The organism is Microbacterium sp. NPDC089987 (genome assembly GCF_044748505.1).
Classification (GTDB): domain Bacteria; phylum Actinomycetota; class Actinomycetes; order Actinomycetales; family Microbacteriaceae; genus Microbacterium.
Map to the genome: position 1 here is coordinate 765,658 of NZ_JBIVGE010000001.1, position 16,001 is coordinate 781,658.

The 16,001-nt window shown below is 65.1% G+C and carries 13 protein-coding genes; 10 read left to right on the forward strand and 3 right to left on the reverse strand.

Translation table 11 applies throughout. The annotated features are described in order from the left end of the window. The first annotated feature begins 76 nt into the window (after nt 1-76). From purE to ACIPV2_RS03520, 4 genes are all read left to right on the forward strand, one after another. Nucleotides 77-544, forward strand: a complete 468-nt coding sequence (gene purE / locus ACIPV2_RS03505; protein ID WP_400839902.1) for a 5-(carboxyamino)imidazole ribonucleotide mutase — start codon at nt 77-79, stop codon at nt 542-544. Beyond that, nucleotides 541-2,007, forward strand: coding sequence for an LCP family protein (locus tag ACIPV2_RS03510; protein ID WP_400838554.1), 1,467 nt, complete (start codon nt 541-543; stop codon nt 2,005-2,007). Before purE ends, ACIPV2_RS03510 begins: the two co-directional genes overlap by 4 nt. 204 nt (nt 2,008-2,211) lie before the next feature. Then, entirely contained in the window at nt 2,212-3,852 is a 1,641-nt protein-coding gene (locus ACIPV2_RS03515; protein ID WP_400838557.1) for a RecQ family ATP-dependent DNA helicase, read from the forward strand. Between the two features lie 120 nt (nt 3,853-3,972). After that, nucleotides 3,973-5,040 carry a glycosyltransferase gene (locus ACIPV2_RS03520; protein ID WP_400838560.1) on the forward strand — a complete coding sequence of 356 codons (1,068 nt, stop codon included), beginning with the start codon at nt 3,973-3,975 and terminating at the stop codon, nt 5,038-5,040. 24 nt (nt 5,041-5,064) lie between these two features. Here ACIPV2_RS03520 and ACIPV2_RS03525 read toward each other — a convergent pair whose 3' ends face one another. Genes ACIPV2_RS03525 through ACIPV2_RS03535 form a run of 3 tightly spaced genes read right to left on the reverse strand, consistent with a single transcriptional unit; the run spans nt 5,065 to nt 8,120 of the window. After that, complete coding sequence (locus ACIPV2_RS03525; protein WP_400838563.1) at nt 5,065-6,480, reverse strand: hypothetical protein; 1,416 nt, start codon at nt 6,478-6,480, stop codon at nt 5,065-5,067. A gap of 46 nt (nt 6,481-6,526) precedes the next feature. Further along, the gene (locus tag ACIPV2_RS03530; protein ID WP_400838566.1) at nt 6,527-7,267 is read right to left on the reverse strand and encodes an ABC transporter ATP-binding protein; all 741 of its coding nucleotides are present in this window, start codon (nt 7,265-7,267) and stop codon (nt 6,527-6,529) included. Beyond that, the gene (locus tag ACIPV2_RS03535; protein ID WP_400838568.1) at nt 7,251-8,120 is read right to left on the reverse strand and encodes an ABC transporter permease; all 870 of its coding nucleotides are present in this window, start codon (nt 8,118-8,120) and stop codon (nt 7,251-7,253) included. The genes ACIPV2_RS03530 and ACIPV2_RS03535 overlap by 17 nt, the downstream gene beginning before the upstream one ends. 195 nt (nt 8,121-8,315) lie before the next feature. On the opposite strand from ACIPV2_RS03535, the gene ACIPV2_RS03540 reads away from it, so the two are divergent. Genes ACIPV2_RS03540 through ACIPV2_RS03565 form a run of 6 tightly spaced genes read left to right on the forward strand, consistent with a single transcriptional unit; the run spans nt 8,316 to nt 15,974 of the window. Further along, complete coding sequence (locus ACIPV2_RS03540; RefSeq protein WP_400838571.1) at nt 8,316-9,992, forward strand: glycosyltransferase; 1,677 nt, start codon at nt 8,316-8,318, stop codon at nt 9,990-9,992. Next, nucleotides 9,986-10,885, forward strand: a complete 900-nt coding sequence (locus tag ACIPV2_RS03545; RefSeq protein ID WP_400838574.1) for a glycosyltransferase family 2 protein — start codon at nt 9,986-9,988, stop codon at nt 10,883-10,885. Before ACIPV2_RS03540 ends, ACIPV2_RS03545 begins: the two co-directional genes overlap by 7 nt. Further along, nucleotides 10,882-12,807, forward strand: coding sequence for a DUF6541 family protein (locus tag ACIPV2_RS03550; RefSeq protein ID WP_400838577.1), 1,926 nt, complete (start codon nt 10,882-10,884; stop codon nt 12,805-12,807). Before ACIPV2_RS03545 ends, ACIPV2_RS03550 begins: the two co-directional genes overlap by 4 nt. A gap of 3 nt (nt 12,808-12,810) precedes the next feature. Next, nucleotides 12,811-13,701, forward strand: coding sequence for a glycosyltransferase family 2 protein (locus ACIPV2_RS03555; protein ID WP_400838580.1), 891 nt, complete (start codon nt 12,811-12,813; stop codon nt 13,699-13,701). A gap of 54 nt (nt 13,702-13,755) precedes the next feature. Continuing rightward, nucleotides 13,756-14,892 (forward strand): NAD-dependent epimerase/dehydratase family protein, encoded by a 1,137-nt coding sequence (locus ACIPV2_RS03560; protein ID WP_400838583.1) that lies wholly within the window; start codon nt 13,756-13,758, stop codon nt 14,890-14,892. Beyond that, nucleotides 14,889-15,974, forward strand: coding sequence for an acyltransferase family protein (locus ACIPV2_RS03565; RefSeq protein WP_400838585.1), 1,086 nt, complete (start codon nt 14,889-14,891; stop codon nt 15,972-15,974). The genes ACIPV2_RS03560 and ACIPV2_RS03565 overlap by 4 nt, the downstream gene beginning before the upstream one ends. Nucleotides 15,975-16,001: the final 27 nt, after the last annotated feature.

The following is a 16,001-nucleotide window of genomic DNA, read 5'->3' on the forward strand; positions in this document are numbered from 1 at the left end:
TCCCAGCGCCGCATCGTAGCCTGTCATGGTGACTGAGCCACTGCACTCCTCGAGCACGCCCCTCGTCGGCGTCGTCATGGGATCCGACTCCGACTGGCGCGTGATGAGCGACGCCTCCCAGGCGCTCACCGACTTCGGCATCCCGCACGAGGTCGAGGTCGTCTCGGCGCACCGCACTCCCGACAAGCTGATGAGCTACGGGCGAGAGGCACGCAGCCGCGGAATCCGGGCGATCATCGCCGGGGCCGGGGGAGCGGCGCACCTGCCCGGCATGCTCGCCTCGGTCACCGCCGTGCCGGTCATCGGCGTCCCCGTGCCGCTCGCGTACCTCGATGGGATGGACTCGCTGCTCTCGATCGTGCAGATGCCCGCGGGCATCCCGGTGGCCACCGTGTCGATCGGCGGAGCCCGCAACGCGGGGATCCTCGCGGCGCGGATCCTCGGCACCTCCGACGCCGCGCTCGCTGATCGCGTCGAGGCGTATGCCTGCGACCTCGAGCAGCAGGTGGAGCAGAAGAACCAGCGGCTGAAGGACTCGCTGTGACCCTGGCCGCCCCGCACGCCCCGGCGCGAGGGGGGCGGCCGCTCATCGAGACCCGGCCGCTGCGGCATCCGGATGCGGCGGATCCGGCGGTCATGGGCCGCCGCGGCTGGTGGCTCGTCGGGATGAATGTGCTCATCCCCGGCTCGGCGCAGGTGCTCGCCGGCAACCGCCGCCTGGGTCGCTTCGGGCTCGGAGCCACCCTGCTGGGGTGGTTCCTGCTCATCGTCGCCGCGGGGATGGCTTTGTTCGCGCAGGACGCTCTGGTGTGGTTCGTCACCGGGCCGCTGTCCTGGTTCGTCCTGACGCTCGTGCAGGTGCTGCTGATCGGATACGCGATCCTGTGGGTGGTGCTGACCATCGACACCCTGCGCCTGGCGCGCCTGGTGAGGGTGCCGGTCTTCTCGCGGTGGGCGATGGTGGTGGCCTCCGTGCTGGTGCTCGCGCTCGCCACGTCCTCAGCGGTCTACGTCTCCACCGTCGTCGCGTCGAGCCGCGGCGCGCTGACGACGATCTTCGGCAACAGCGGGCCGAGCCTGCCGCCGAGCGACGGGTACTACAACATCCTGCTGCTGGGCGCCGACAGCGGCGACGGACGCGACTCGATGCGGTTCGACAGCATCTCGGTGGTCTCGGTGAACGCCGACTCGGGAGCCGTCACGATCACCGGCATCCCCCGCGACATGAGGGAGTTCCCGTTCGCGGAGGGCAGCCCGATGCGCGATCCCGAGCTCGTCGGCTACGACTACCGCAACTACTTCGAGGGGCATGACGACCGGCAGTGCGGCTGGGGGGCGGGTATCAACCAGCTCACCAATGCGGTGGAGGAATGCCGGAAAGACCGCGGGGACTCGATCTACCCCGACGCCGCCGCCCACGGTTCGACCCCGGCGATCGAGGCGACGAAGGATGCCGCCGAGGGGATCCTCGGCATCGAGATCCCCTACTACGTCTTCGTCGACATGGATGCGTTCGCGGCGCTCATCGACGCGCTCGGCGGTGTGGACATCACGGTCGTGGAGCGCCTTCCCAAGGGTGGTGGGCCGGCATACCCCGGACAGTCCGCCGAGGATTGGGCGATCGGCTGGATCGAGCCGGGACCGCAGCACATGAGCGGCGACACGGCGCAGTGGTACGCCCGATCGCGGTACACGACGAGCGATTTCGACCGCATGAAGCGGCAGCGGGAGCTGCAGGTGGCGATCCTGCAGCAGTTCACCCCGCAGACCGTTCTGACGCGCTTCAACGAGATCGCAGCGGCCGGCACTCAGCTCGTGCAGACCGATCTGCCCACGAGCAAGCTGCCCGAGTTCTTCGATCTCGTCCAGAAGGCCAAGGACCAGCCGGTCGCCCAGATCGAGCTGACGCCCGACAACGGCATCGTGGAGGCCGAGCCGGACTACTCGCTGATCCGCGAGATGGTCGACGCCGCGCTGCACCCGCCGACGCCCACGCCCAGCCCCTGATCCCCTGGGTCCCTGAGCCTGTCGAAGGGCCCTGAGCTGTCTTGGGTCCCTGAGCCGTCTTGGGTCCCTGAGCCTGTCCTGGGTCCCTGAGCCGTCTCGGGTCCTCAGCCGTCTCGGGTCCCTGAGCCTGTCGAAGGGCCTAGGCCGTACCACCTCCCCACGCAACCCCGTGGTGTGATCGGCGATGGCGCGATGCGATGGGGTGTGATCACAGAAGACATCGACCGCGTCGCTCGCGAGTCCTTCGGAATCGACCAGCTCAAACCCGCGCAGCGCGACGCGATCGAGGCGGTCGTCGGCGGGCGTGACGTGCTGGGTGTGCTCGCGACCGGCTACGGCAAGTCGGTGATGTACCAGATCGCCGCGACTCTGCGTGCGGGCGTGACGGTGGTCGTGTCGCCGCTGATCGCGCTGCAGGAGGATCAGCTCGTCGGCATCGAGAACGCACCGGACGCACCGGCGGCGGTCGCGCTGAACTCCGCCGGCGGAGTGCGCAGAAAACGCGAGGCATGGCGGATGCTGCGCTCGGGCCAGGCCGAGTTCGTGCTGCTCGCACCCGAGCAGCTGGCGAAGGAGGAGGTGCTGACGGCTCTCGCCGACCTGGATGTCTCGCTGTTCGTCGTCGATGAGGCGCACTGCATCGCCTCCTGGGGGCACGATTTCCGGCCCGACTACCTGATGCTCGGTGCAGTGGCGGAGCGCCTCGGGCGCCCGCCGATCATGGCATTGACCGCGACGGCATCCACACCGGTGCGCGCCGAGATCGCGCGGCGACTGGGCCTGCGGGATCCGTTCGAGTGCATCGGCGAGCTCGACCGACCCGGGATCGCCCTGACGGTGCGACGGCACACTGAGGATGCCGACAAGCGAGCGGCGGTCGAGGATGAGGTCGCCGAGCTGCCGAAGCCGGGCCTGGTGTACACGGCGACGCGACGCGACACCGAGCACTATGCGCAGCGGCTGCAGGAGCGGGGGCTGCGAGCTGCCGCGTACCACGCGGGTATGTCGGCGAAGTCGCGGACCCAGGTGCACGAGGATCTGCTCGATGACCGACTGGACGTGGTGGTCGCGACCTCTGCCTTCGGGATGGGCATCGACAAGCCCAACGTGCGGTTCGTCGTGCACGCGGACGCACCCGAGTCGGTCGACGCCTACTACCAGGAGCTCGGTCGTGCCGGCCGCGACGGCGAGCCGGCCCAGGCGACCCTGCACTTCCGCCCCGAGGATCTCGCGCTGCGGAAGTACTTCGCCGGACGCAAGCCCGCCGGCGGCGAGCTCCGCAGGCTCCTGGGTGCCCTCGAGAGCAGCGCGGGCAGGCGCGCAGAGCTGGCAGAGGCATCCGGTCTCTCGGCCCGCCGCGTGACCGCACTGCTCGCCCTGCTGTCCGACACCGGGCACGTGCGCATCGGGCGCACCGGGGCACGACTGCTCGCCCGCAGTGACGTCGAGACGGCGGTCTCCGACGCCCTCGAGCGTGTCGAGGAGCGAGAGCGCATCGATCAGTCCCGCATCGAGATGATGCGCTCGTACGCCGAGACGCGCCGGTGCCGCCGCCAGGTGCTGCTCGGATACTTCGGTGAAGAGCTCGACGAGCCGTGCGGCAACTGCGACACGTGTGCGGCGGGCGTCGCGGAGAACATCGGAGAGGAGCGGGATGCTGTGACCGATGCGGGTTTCCAGGTCGATGACCAAGTCAATCACCGGGAGTGGGGACCTGGCACCGTGATGTCTGTCGAGGACGATCGGATGACGGTGTTCTTCGAAGCCGAGGGATATCGAGTGCTGTCGCTGGAGCTCATCGAGGAGAAGGATCTGCTCGAGCCTGTGGGCTCGGCCGAGAGCTGAGGAGCCCGTCGACCTGTTGCCGGCGGCGCTGTATGCGCGCGGACTGTGAGTATGCAGAGTGCTCGGCTCCGCGCCGGAGAGGCTTCTGATCGCGGTGGGGGCCGCGGCTACGCTGAGGCTATGACTGTGCAGCTGCGTGTCGTTGTCGACGAGGTCGGTGTGGACGCCGACCTGGCTCGCGCGGCTCGGGCTCTGACGGAGGGGCTGATCCGCACCGCCCCTCGTGGTTGCGTTGTCTCGGCGATCGCGCCGAGCGGGACGGAAGCCTCGATCGCCGGTCTGAGCGAGGTCCGAACGCTGCCGCTCGCGCGGCGTGAGCTGGCCGCCGCCTGGCAGATGGGCATCGCGGCTGGAGTCGGAGGCGGGCTGATCCATTCGCCCACCCTGCTCGCGCCCCTGGTGCGTCATGACAGGCTGCACGACAACGACCAGACGACGGTCACGCTCTGGGATCTGTGCGCCTGGGAAGCCCCGGAGACCATGCCGAAGACGAGCGTCGCATGGCAGCGAGCGATGCTGAAGAGAGCGGTCAAGCACGCGGATGCCGTGGTCGTGCCGTCACACGCCATGGCGGAACGGTTGGGGGAGATCGCGCGCCTCGGCGACCGCATTCGCGTGATCGCCGGTGCTGCGCCGATCGGTTTCCGCGAGCCGGAGGACGCCTCCATGCTGCGGGCGGACCTGCAGCTGCCGGAGCGCTACATCGTGATCACGGGCGATGGCGAGTCGTTCGGGGACGGCTTCCGCGCGGCTGCGCGTGCGGAAGCGGAGGCCGTGGTCGTGGATACCCAGAAAGGCGCAGGTGTCGCGCTGATCGAACTGGCCTCCTCAGTGGGTCTTCCTGAGCGTCGGACGCACATCGCCCATGAGCTCGACGACTCATCACGAGCAGCGTTGCTCGCGGGAGCGGATGCCCTCGTCGCGACCTCGCAGGCTGCGGCCTGGCCGTGGCGGCTGATCGAGGCGATGGAGCTGGGCACGCCGATCGTCGCAGTGGACTCGGGAGTGCATCGCGATGTGATCGCCGATGGGGGAGCTGTGGTGCCCTCCGATCAGCTCGACGACGCGCTCAGCGATGCGCTCGGTTCCGGGCGCGAGAGGTTGCGGGTGCTCGGCTCCGATCGGGCGCGGGCGTTCTCGTGGACGAGCTCAGCCGAGCGCGTGTGGGCGCTGCACGCGGAACTCTGAGAGTCGGCTTCGAGTCGCTTTCATTCACGCTCGGTTGGTGACGATCCGGTCCGCAGCGATCTCTGCGCGAATCACCTCAAGGATGCGCCCGGCCGCGCCCGGCTCTCCGAAGAAACGGCTCACGTTCGCGGCCTGACGCTCGGCGAGCGGATCGCTGCCGTGAGCCTCGATGTCTCGAATCGTGTTCTGTGCATCCTCGACTGAGTGGACGCGGTGCACACCGCATGCGACCTCGCGTCCGATCTCGTTGAACGGAATGTGGTCCGGGCGCTCCATGAAAACGGTTGGCACGTTCAGCAACTGTCCCTCAATCGTCATGCTCGGGCCGTCGGTGACGAGATAGTCGGCGGCGGACAGCACAGTTGCGTAATTTCCTCGCCAGACCGCGGTGTTGGGAAGGCTCTTCCACTGGTCGAGCCACGCGTCATACTCGTCGGGTGACAGCGGACTGCCTTCGCGCTCGATCGTTCCGGGAAGGAGAGGGTGATGTGTGAATACGAACTCCGTCTCGGGAGACGCCTTCGCCCAACCGAGCATCTGTTCGCGCACCTGAGGGAACATGCCGAAGTCGTTCCAGCCGGTGAGGATGGAGTGGTGCGCGGACCAAAGGACACGGCGTGCGCGTGTCTCGGTGCTCTCGACTGGCCAATCTGCTTCAGTGGCTCGGACGTAGTCCAGTTTCGGGTGCCCGACTGCGCGGAACTGCAGTGCGCCGGTGAGTGAGTCAGCGCGGGCGATATTGAGCGCCTCCTCGTTAGCGAGAAAGACCAGCCAGGCGTTGCGGTGCATGACTGTGTCGACTGCGGAATTGATCGGTGGGTCGCCAACGGGTACGTTCTCGATGATGTTCATCGTCTCGTACGGGATAAGTACGAGACGTGCCCAGCTCAGCGCGTCAGCGCTGAAGGCAGGGTCGATGTCATCATCCCACTGGCTCTGGCGCACGACGATGTCGGGGTCGAGCGCTCTCAGGAGCTGGCTTGCCTCGTCGAGCTGGTCTTTGCGGAGCCGCAGATGAGGGACATCAGCTGTCTGCAGGAACCGATGGGTGCGCCCTTCGCCCTTCGCGGGACCGACACCGGAGTACCGGTGGGGGATGCTGACGACCACGGGGTCGAACTCCGCGTCGTGCTGCATGAGCTCGATCAGTTCGGCGATGGAGCCCCATGCCGTCGCGTTGTGCACAAGGAAGACGACCCGAACGCGGGCTCGGATGGAGCTGAGGCGTCGAACTGCGATCATCGTGGCGCGCCGCGATTCGCCGACGGTCTCCGAGACAGCGCCCGTCATCGCAGTGAGCGAGGAGAGGTCGCCCGCGATGGAGTCGAGTTGTCTCTTCAGCTCCGCCTGCTGTCCGTTCAGCTGCTGGAGTGAAGCATTCACGCGTCGCATCCATGCAACGGCACGTTGAATCACAGTCAACGGATTGAGATTCGGCATATCACGCATTATGGCTTCTAAACGCGTGGGTTGCGAAAGCTGGACCTCATGCCCGCATGACCTCTACCGCCTCCTTGCTCGGCCCATCGAACGCGACCTTGCCATCTCGAAGAAGAATTCCGCGCTCACAGAGCCTCGACACCATGTCGAGGTCATGGCTCACGACGACGAGGGTCTTGCCCTTGGCGTGCAGCTCTCGGATCCGTGCCAGACACTTCTTCTGGAAGGGCTCGTCGCCGACCGAGAGGATCTCGTCGATGAGGAGGATGTCGACCTCGGTGTGGATGGCGACCGAGAAGGCGAGTCGGAGGAACATGCCGGAGGAGTAGTGCTTGACCTCAGTGTCGATGAACTTCTCGATCTCGCTGAACGCCACGATCTCATCGAACCGTGCCTCGGTCTCCTTCTTGCCCATCCCAAGGATCGCCGCATTGAGGAAGATGTTCTCGCGTCCGGACAGATCGGGGTGAAAGCCCGCGCCCACTTCGATCAGGCCAGCGATTCTACCTCGCGTCAGCACCCGCCCGGTGTCAGGAGAGAGAACTCCAGAGATGAGCTTCAACATGGTGGACTTGCCCGAGCCGTTGAACCCGAGCAGCGCGACGGATTCGCCCTCGCCGATCTGAAACGAGACTCCGTCGAGCGCACGGAATTCCGTGCTGAGCGGGCGTCTGCGCACTGCTGCCAGCGCGGTCTCCTTGATCGAGTGCGTATGACGGAGCCGGAACTGCTTCCGCACGTCGTCCACGACGATTCGCGGGGAAGATTGTTCAGAGGTCCTGGGCAAAGCGACCCTCCAATCGACGGAAGACGAGCTGTCCGATGATGAGCAGCACGGCGGAGATGAGCAGGGCAAACCCGCTGTAGAGCCACATGTCCGGGGCAAGCGTGGCGTTGGTCGGGCCGAGCGGATACCAGATTCCGAAATGGAACAGCTCCACGGCCGCGGTCACGGGGTTGAGGCGGTACAGCGTGAGCATCCACTCGGGTACGACATTCGCGACTGCTGTCCACTCATACATCACGGGCGATGCCCACACGGCGATCATCAGGATGATCTCGACGAAACTCTGTGCATCGCGGAAGGTCACGTTGATCGAGCCGAACAGCAGACCAAGACCACTCGCCAAGACGGCGACGATCACAAGCGCGAGCAGGATTGCTATGACAGCAAGGGCGCTCGGAGTCCAGCCGAAGAAGAGCGCGATCACCATGACGACCAGGATCTGCGGCAGGGTGTTCACCGCCGCGATCAGCATGCTGGCGATCGGGAACATCTCGCGAGGCAGGTAGATCTTCTTGATCAGCGCTGCGTTGTCGACGAGCGACCGCGTGCCGTTCGAAAACGCCTCATTGAAGAAGGTCACCACGGTGATTCCGGCGAGCAGATAGATCGGGAAGAACTCGACTCGTCCGTTCATCCCCAGCAAGACACCGATGGCGAAATAGAAGACGATGAACTGGACGACTGGCTTCACATATGACCACAGCCAGCCCAAGACGGATCCACGGTAGCGGATCTGCACTTCTTTGCGGACTATCAGTGAAAGCAGATAGCGGTGCCGGAAGACCTCGGCCAGACCGCGACGCGAGCCGGGCGGGGACAGTCTGCCGTCTTCGTTCGTGCGGGTGTGGAGCACCGCTGGTTACCTCCGTCTGCTCGCACGGGCCGCGAGCACCGTTGACCATCTTAGAAGCCCCTGCAGGGGGAAGCCTGCAGGTTCAGGGGTCGCGAAGCGGGGGAGGCTAGACTCTGTGAGTCGTGCGCGACCACTCCTCCCATCGCGGTTCCTTCATCCTGCGCACACAGTCAGATACCCAGAAAGCATGAAGACGTGAACCCCAATCAGGTGCAGGGCCTGCCAGCCATGTTCGACATCGACGGGCTCGACATGGAGCAGCTATCCGAGCGGGAGCGCCGCCTGCTGGTCGGGGCGCTGAACTTTCATGCGCTGATGGCACCGGAACGCGAACTCGACATCCACCTCTACGACGGTGACGAGCAGTCGCACCCGCGAACCACGGACGACACCACGTTCTCTGGCCTCTCCAGAGAGAACAGGAACCGTCTGCGCACTCTCCGTATGCGGAGTCTGGTCCCGCGTGAGGAGCGCAACACTCTCGCGATCGAACGCGAATCTGAAGAGCTGATCGCGCAACCGTCTCGACACCTGCACATTTCAGCTGACGCCGTACTCGGTCACGATCCGGTCCGTGGAGTACGCACCGACCTGGTGGGCCGTATTGCCCGTCGTGTGAAGGCTGCGGCACCCCTGATGTATGACGAGGCGCGCGACCTCGCCCTGTTGCGCCACTCGCGCGCCCTCAATCGCATGGTTCCTCGGCAGGATTACGAGGGGCACCTTCTAGAGGAAGTCGGGATCGACGGGCCGGTGCCGGCGCCGCATGCTCCAGACGGCGCTGTTCCAGCGGTGATCATCGGCATGCACTGGTTTGAACTCGGGGGAGCGGAACGGTGGGCGTTCGAGACGGTGCGTATCGTCCGGGAAGCCGGTTTCCTGCCGATCGTCCTGACGAACAGAGCGTCTCACCAACCCTGGATCACACGGCCGGAGCTCGACGGCGCGATGCTGATCCCGTTCTCGGAGGCCACTTCGCGCTCCCAGACGCTCGGTGTCGAGCCGCTGTTGCGAGCGATCCTGCGTACTTTCGACGTGCGAGGGGTCGTCGTGCACCACAACCAGTGGCTCTATGACCGCCTCGCGTGGATTGCACATTCACGGCCCGGGCTGCCCATCGTCGATTCGACGCACATCGTCGAGTACAGGGGCGGCGGTTACCCGTTGAGCAGCGCTCTTGTCTCGAACAGCATCGGAAAGCACCATGTCATCTCGCCGAGCCTTGCGCGGTGGATGACCGACGTTCAGCAGATCGCACCCGAGAAGATCGTGATGGCGCCGCTCGGCGGCTTGACCGTCAGCCTCACGGATGCACAGTTCCGCCCCCGGCGGCCCGACGAACGCTTCACGGTTACGTTCATCGGCCGTATGGCCAGGCAGAAGGCCCCCGAGGTGTTCGTGGACATGGCGCGTCGGTTGCATTCTCGTGGGATCCAGCTGCGATTCGTCATGCATGGCGATGGTGAGCTCGCGAGTTGGGTCGACGATGTCGCCAGATCGATGGGTATGGCAGACCGCATCGAGCGTCGTTCATCCACACACCCGGTTCCCGAGACGTTGGATGAGTCGCACCTGTTGGTCGTCTCCTCGCACAATGAGGGACTCACGCTCACCACACTCGAGGCGATTGCGCACGGCGTTCCGGTGGTCTCAACCGATGTAGGCGCGCAATCTGACATCGTTCCCGCATCGGCGCTCGCCCCGCGCGATGTACACAGGGCATCCCGAGCATTGGCGGCGAAGGTCGCAGAGCTGGCCGTCGATGAGAGGGCCCGGGAAGCTCTCTGGCGGACGGAGCGAAAGGCTGAGAAGAGATTGCTGGGAAGCAAGAATGCGACGGAGTGGTTCGTGGAAGAGGTAAGCGGATGGTGACGGTCGCCGGAGTCGTCGTGACGTTCAACCGACTCGAGAAGCTGAAGACGGTCATCGCGTCGATCGAGGCACAGACACATGCTGTGGAGACGTTGTTCGTCATCGACAACGCGTCGACTGACGGCACGAGTGAGTATCTGGCTGCGCTGAAGACCTCGGTGCCCCTCCAGGTCGTCACGATGACGACCAACTCCGGCGGGGCCGGCGGGTTCGCGGAGGGCATGCGGCGGGGTTACGCTTCCGGCGCGGACCATGTGTGGATCATGGACGACGACTGCTACCCGCAACCTGGTGCCTTGGCCGCACTGATCTCGGGCTTCGATGGGGCGGTCGACGAACTCGGCGGCGACGTCCCCTTCGCGTGCTCGGTCGTGAAGTTCACAGATGGAAGCATCTGCGAGATGAACAACCCGGTGCCGACCTGGGACTGGGGTCGCCTGCTCGTCAAGGGGCAGAAGAACGTCATGGTCACGGCATGCTCCTTCGTCTCGGTGCTCATCCCCAGATGGGCGATCGCAGAGTATGGCCTTCCGTACGCCGAGTACTTCATCTGGTTCGACGACCGGGAGTACACGCTGCGGCTTACGAAGCGCTGCCCCGGGGTGCAGGTGCTCGACAGCGTCGTGGTGCACGACATGGGCGACAACCGTGGTGTGAACTTCGCAATGGTCGACCGCCAGAGCCTCTGGAAGTTCTCCTATGGTGTTCGCAACGAAGCATCCTGGCAGTTGCACCACCGTGGCTTCCTCTACTTCATCGAGTTCGGCGCCCGTCTGTTCGTGAGCTTGCACCGCGGCCGTGTCCCGTTAGACCTGCGGGCGAAGCTCCTCGGCAAGTGGCTCAAGGGAATCACGTTCAATCCAAAGATGCGGTTCCCCGAGGGGAATCGATGAGTTGGGTGTCGGCGGTCCTCCCGGCGATCACCGCAGCCGCGCTGCTCCTCGTCCCCGGGTACCTGATCGCCCGGATTATCACGTTCCGGGGGCTCTGGGCATGGGCGTTCGCCGCCCCCGCGTCGGCCACGGTTATCGCTCTGGCCTCACTGTGGACGCCTCTCGTCGGCATGCGATGGACGGCCCTGCCTGTGGGGATCACCGCGCTCGTCGTGATGGCTGTGGTGTTCCTCATCTGCAGAGCGCTGCGAGCCGCGAAGGCAGATGACTCGTCTACCGCGTCCGGACATACGACGCTGTGGGCGCTCCTCGCGGCGGGCCTCATCCTCACCGTGCAGCTCGTCCTGATCGTCGGTGACGCGAGCAACATCTCGCAAACCTTCGATAACATCTTCCACCTCAACGCCGTGCGCTACATCATGGACACGGGTTCGGCGTCGCCCATGACGATCGGTGCGATGACGAGCCCTGATGGCGGATTGTGGTTCTACCCCGACGGGTGGCACGCCCTCGTCGCGCTCGTCGCGGAGATCAGCGGCGCGTCCATCATGATCGCGTCGAACGCGACGATGATCGTCGTCGCCGCGGTGGTGTGGCCCGCATCCGTGCTCCTGCTCACCCGCGTGATGGTGGGCCGGCATCGGGTTGTCACGCTCACCGCGGGTGTCGTGGCCGCGATTGTCCCGGTGTTCCCGATCCTGATGATCGATTACGGCGTCCTGTACCCGTACTTCTTCGCGGTCAGTCTGCTTCCCGCGGTTCTCGCGGCGACGGTCGAGCTGCTCGGGTTCAGGTCGTCCGAGACCAGGCTGCATCGCGGTTTGCTCTTCTTCGCCCTGCTCGGCGCGCTGCCCGGGCTGGTCATCGCGCACCCCGGTGCATTCGTGGCGTGGATCGTACTCGCCCTGGCCACGTCGACCCTCGCCTACGCCAGGTTCGTTCTCGGCAGACCCGAGCGCCCCGCACTCGTACGCAACACCGTGCTCTTCGTGATCGCGGTCGCTGTGGCGGCCGTGGCCTGGAAGGTGCTGAAGCCGGCTGCAGAGGCTCGCGGATGGCCAGTCGAGCAGTCCGTCGGGCAGGCGGTCGGCCAGGCGCTGACGCTCTCGCCGACATACGGGAACGTCACGTGGATCCCCGTCGTGCTCATGATCATCGGCGCGGCGGCGCTCGCCCGGCAGGGGAGGCTGTCGACAGCCCTGCCCGTTGTGCTCTATGTGATCGTTGCGGGTCTCTACGTAATCGCGAGCGCGATGCCCTGGCCCACGCTGCGCGATCTCCTCACCGCGGCCTGGTACAACAACTCCCCGCGGCTTGCCGCTCTGTTGCCAATGCTCGTGGTTCCGATCGCAGCTTTCGGAGGATATGTCGCTACGGGCTGGGTCAAACGCGTCACAGCCGGCGCAGGAGGGCCGCGAAGAACGGCCGTCGCGGCCCTCTGTGTCGTGGGGGCCATGTTTCTCGGCGGGCAGCTCTACACCAACCAGCAGGCGATTCGGTATGTTTCGGCCGTGTACGCATACAGTGAGCATTCCCGCTTGGTCTCCACGGACGAACTCGAGCTGATGAAGAGGCTTCCGGACGAGGTTCCTGAAGGTGCCGTGATCGCCGGCAGCGGCTGGACCGGTGCGGGCATGGCGTACGCCTTCGCCGACCGCCGCGTGACGATGCCGCATGTGCTGATGGAGTTCACGAAGGATGAGCAGCTCATACTCGACGATCTGTCCGACGCGGAGCCGGGTTCCGTGGTGTGCAGCGCGGTCGAGCGCACGGGCACGACATATGTGCTTGACTTCGGTGTCGACGAGGTCCACGGGGCGAAGCATGAGTACGACGGCCTCCGCCGCCTCGCGGCGTCCGATGCCGTGACGCTCGTCGATTCTGAGGGCGCGGCGAAGCTCTACAAAGTGACGGGGTGCTGACGCGTGACTCATGAGATTTTCGTGCCGTTCTGGGGCGACCCGGACCTCCTGTACGCGACGGTGGACTCCGTCAGGGCGCAGACCGTGCAGGACTGGCGCATGGTTGTCATAGACGACTGCTATCCGGACGAGAGCGTCGCGGCGTATTTTGCCGGAATCGATGATCCGCGGATCGAGTACACCCGCAATGAGACGAACCTGGGGATAACCGAGAACTACCGCGAAGCCATCCGTCGGGCCACGAGCCCCTTCATCACTATTCTGGGCTGTGACGACCTGATGCATCCTGACTACCTCCGCGTCGTGAGCGAGGCGGCGCGCCGGGTGCCAGACGCCGACGTGATTCAGCCCGGAGTAGTGGTGATCGACGAGAGCGGGAAACAGGGACTCCCGCTCGTCGATCGTGTGAAGCAGCGGGTGCTCGCGCCGAAGACGACAGACGGCATCTCGGTCCTGACCGGCGTCGAGATGGCGACGAGCTTGATTCGCGGCGACTGGCTGTACTGGCCGTCGCTCACCTTCCGCACCGACACCTTGAAGCGGGTCGACTTCCGCGACGGTCTGCCGATCATCCAGGATCTTGCATTGCTCATGGACATCGCCTTTGACGGCGGCACGCTCGTGTTCGTACCGCAAGTGGTGTTCTCCTACCGACGCCACGGATCGAGCGCGTCGCAGAAGACGCTTCTCGATGGCCGTCGGTTCCGCGATGAGCGGGCCTACTATCGGCAGGCGGCCCAGTTGGCACGGGCGAAAGGCTGGTCGAGCACGCGGCGGACTGCGAAGCTGCGTCTGATGTCGCGACTTCACGCGATCACCGAGATCCCCGGCGTTCTCAAGCACGGGAACCGCGCTGGACTACAATCGACTCTGGCGCACATCTTCGCTATCTGAGCGGTGCGTCCGGCGCGAACGTCGTGCCGAAGAAGCATCTCTGGAGGCGTTCGCATGGTCGAACACGTGCTGATCACCGGCGGGGCCGGATTCATCGGGTCGCGTCTGGCTGCCCGCTTCGTCGAAGCGGGTCACAGGGTGACGGTCCTCGACTCGCTCATCTCGCAGGTGCATGGAGATGACCCGTCAACAACTTCTCCGCTTCTCCGCTCGCTCGACGGCATCGCCGAGGTGATCGAGGGCACGGTGACCTCGAAGGACGACCTGCGTCGCGCGATCGACGGAGCGACGATCGTCGTGCATCTCGCAGCCGAGACCGGCACCGGCCAGTCGATGTACGAGATCGACCGGTATGTCGACGCCAACGTCGGGGGCACCGCGAAGCTCCTCGACATCCTGGCCAATGAAGAGAACTCCGTTCGTCGCGTGGTCATCGCATCATCGCGCTCGATCTACGGTGAGGGCGCTTACCGAACGAAGGACGGCCGCATCGTGTATCCGTCGCATCGTGCAGACGCCGACATGGCGGCGGGAGACTTCGAGGTGCACGTCGAAGGCGAAGGAGCTCTGACCCTCATCCCTACCGACGAGGAGTCGAAGCTTCACCCGTCAAGCGTGTACGGCATCACGAAGCAGATGCAGGAGTCGCTGGTGATGACCGTGATGCCGACGCTCGGCAAGGAGGCGGTGTCTGTGCGCTACCAGAACGTGTACGGGCCAGGACAGTCGCTGAAGAACCCGTACACCGGCATCCTCTCGATCTTCTCGACGCTCATCCGTCAGGGGAAGCCGATCAACGTTTTCGAAGACGGACTCGAGAGCCGGGACTTCGTCTACATCGACGACATCGTGGAGGCGACCTTCCTCGCATCCACCGTTCCCGCGGCAGCGGGCGAGATCTTCAACATTGGTGCTGGCACTGCGACGACTGTGATGGATGTCGTGGCCGCCCTTCAGAAGGCGTACGGGATCGAGGTGCCAGTGACAGTCTCGGGTCAGTACCGTCTGGGCGACATCCGCCACAACATCGCTGACACGACCAAGCTGCGGGAGATCCTCGGCTACACGCCGAAGGTCGCCTTCCAGGATGGCGTCACAAAGTTCGCTGAGTGGGTGCTCACCGAGCCCATCGAGGGCGATTCGTACGAGCGCTCGCTGCGGGAGATGTCGGAGCGGAAGCTTCTCAAGTGAGCCTTCGCGCGGTGCTGCGTGGAACGCCGTTCCCTTACCGCGATAACAGCTTGAATCTCTTCCGGCTGATTCTCGCGGCGACAGTGCTCTTCGCTCACTCGTTCTACACGACGGGCAACGGCTTGGGACCGCACATCCGCGGCGAGAACCTCGGAGGCTGGGCAGTCGCGGGCTTCTTCGTCCTGAGCGGGTTCCTTATCACGCGCTCGCGGTTGCGCACGTCAGCCGGCGACTATCTCCTGCATCGCATCGTCAGAATCTTCCCGGCGTTCGTTGTCTGCCTGATCGTCACGGCCTTCGTCTTCGGTCCCGTCGCGGCACTCGTGCAGTACGGATCTCTCGAGGGCTACCTGCAGACGCCGGTGACGCCGCTACAGTTCGTGTGGAGCAACATCACCCTCTACATGAATGAGTACACGATCGGCTCCACGCTGAGCAATGTTCCTTACCCCGGTGTGTGGAACGGATCGCTCTGGACGCTCTTCTACGAGTTTCTCTGCTATGTCATGGTCTGGCTTCTGGGAGCGCTGGCATGGTTCAGGCGGAGCCCCATCCTGGCCGCCCTGGCGTTCGCGCTTGTCACTGCCGCACACGCTCTGAATCCCCTGGTGGCAGCGGCAGGACTCGATGGGAGCTTCCTCCTGTTCCTCAAGCTCGCGCCGTTCTTCCTCGGGGGATCTCTGGTTTACTTCATCATCGAGAGCGCGGGCATCAACGCCTTGATCGGGGTGATCTGCCTGCTCATAGCCGGAGGCCTCATCCTCCTTATTCCGGGCTGGGGTGGGCAGCTGTCGTCTCCGTTTCTCGCGTACGGTCTTCTCTGGCTCTCCAGTGTCATCCCCCAGCCGAGGTGGGTAGCGGCAAACGACGTCAGTTACGGCTTCTACATCTATGCATGGCCCATGCAGCAGCTGCTCGCGCTCGCTGGCGTCGGTCTAGATGGCGGGGTTCTGGCTTTCGTCTTCTACAACGTGCTCGCCGTTGTCCTGACTTTTGCGTGCGCGTGGATCAGCTGGACTACCGTCGAACGCCCCGCGATGACCAGGATCCGGCGTCGGCAGACCGCGGTCCGCGTGGCCTGAGCGCCGCAGCTCTGCGGGGGCGGTGTA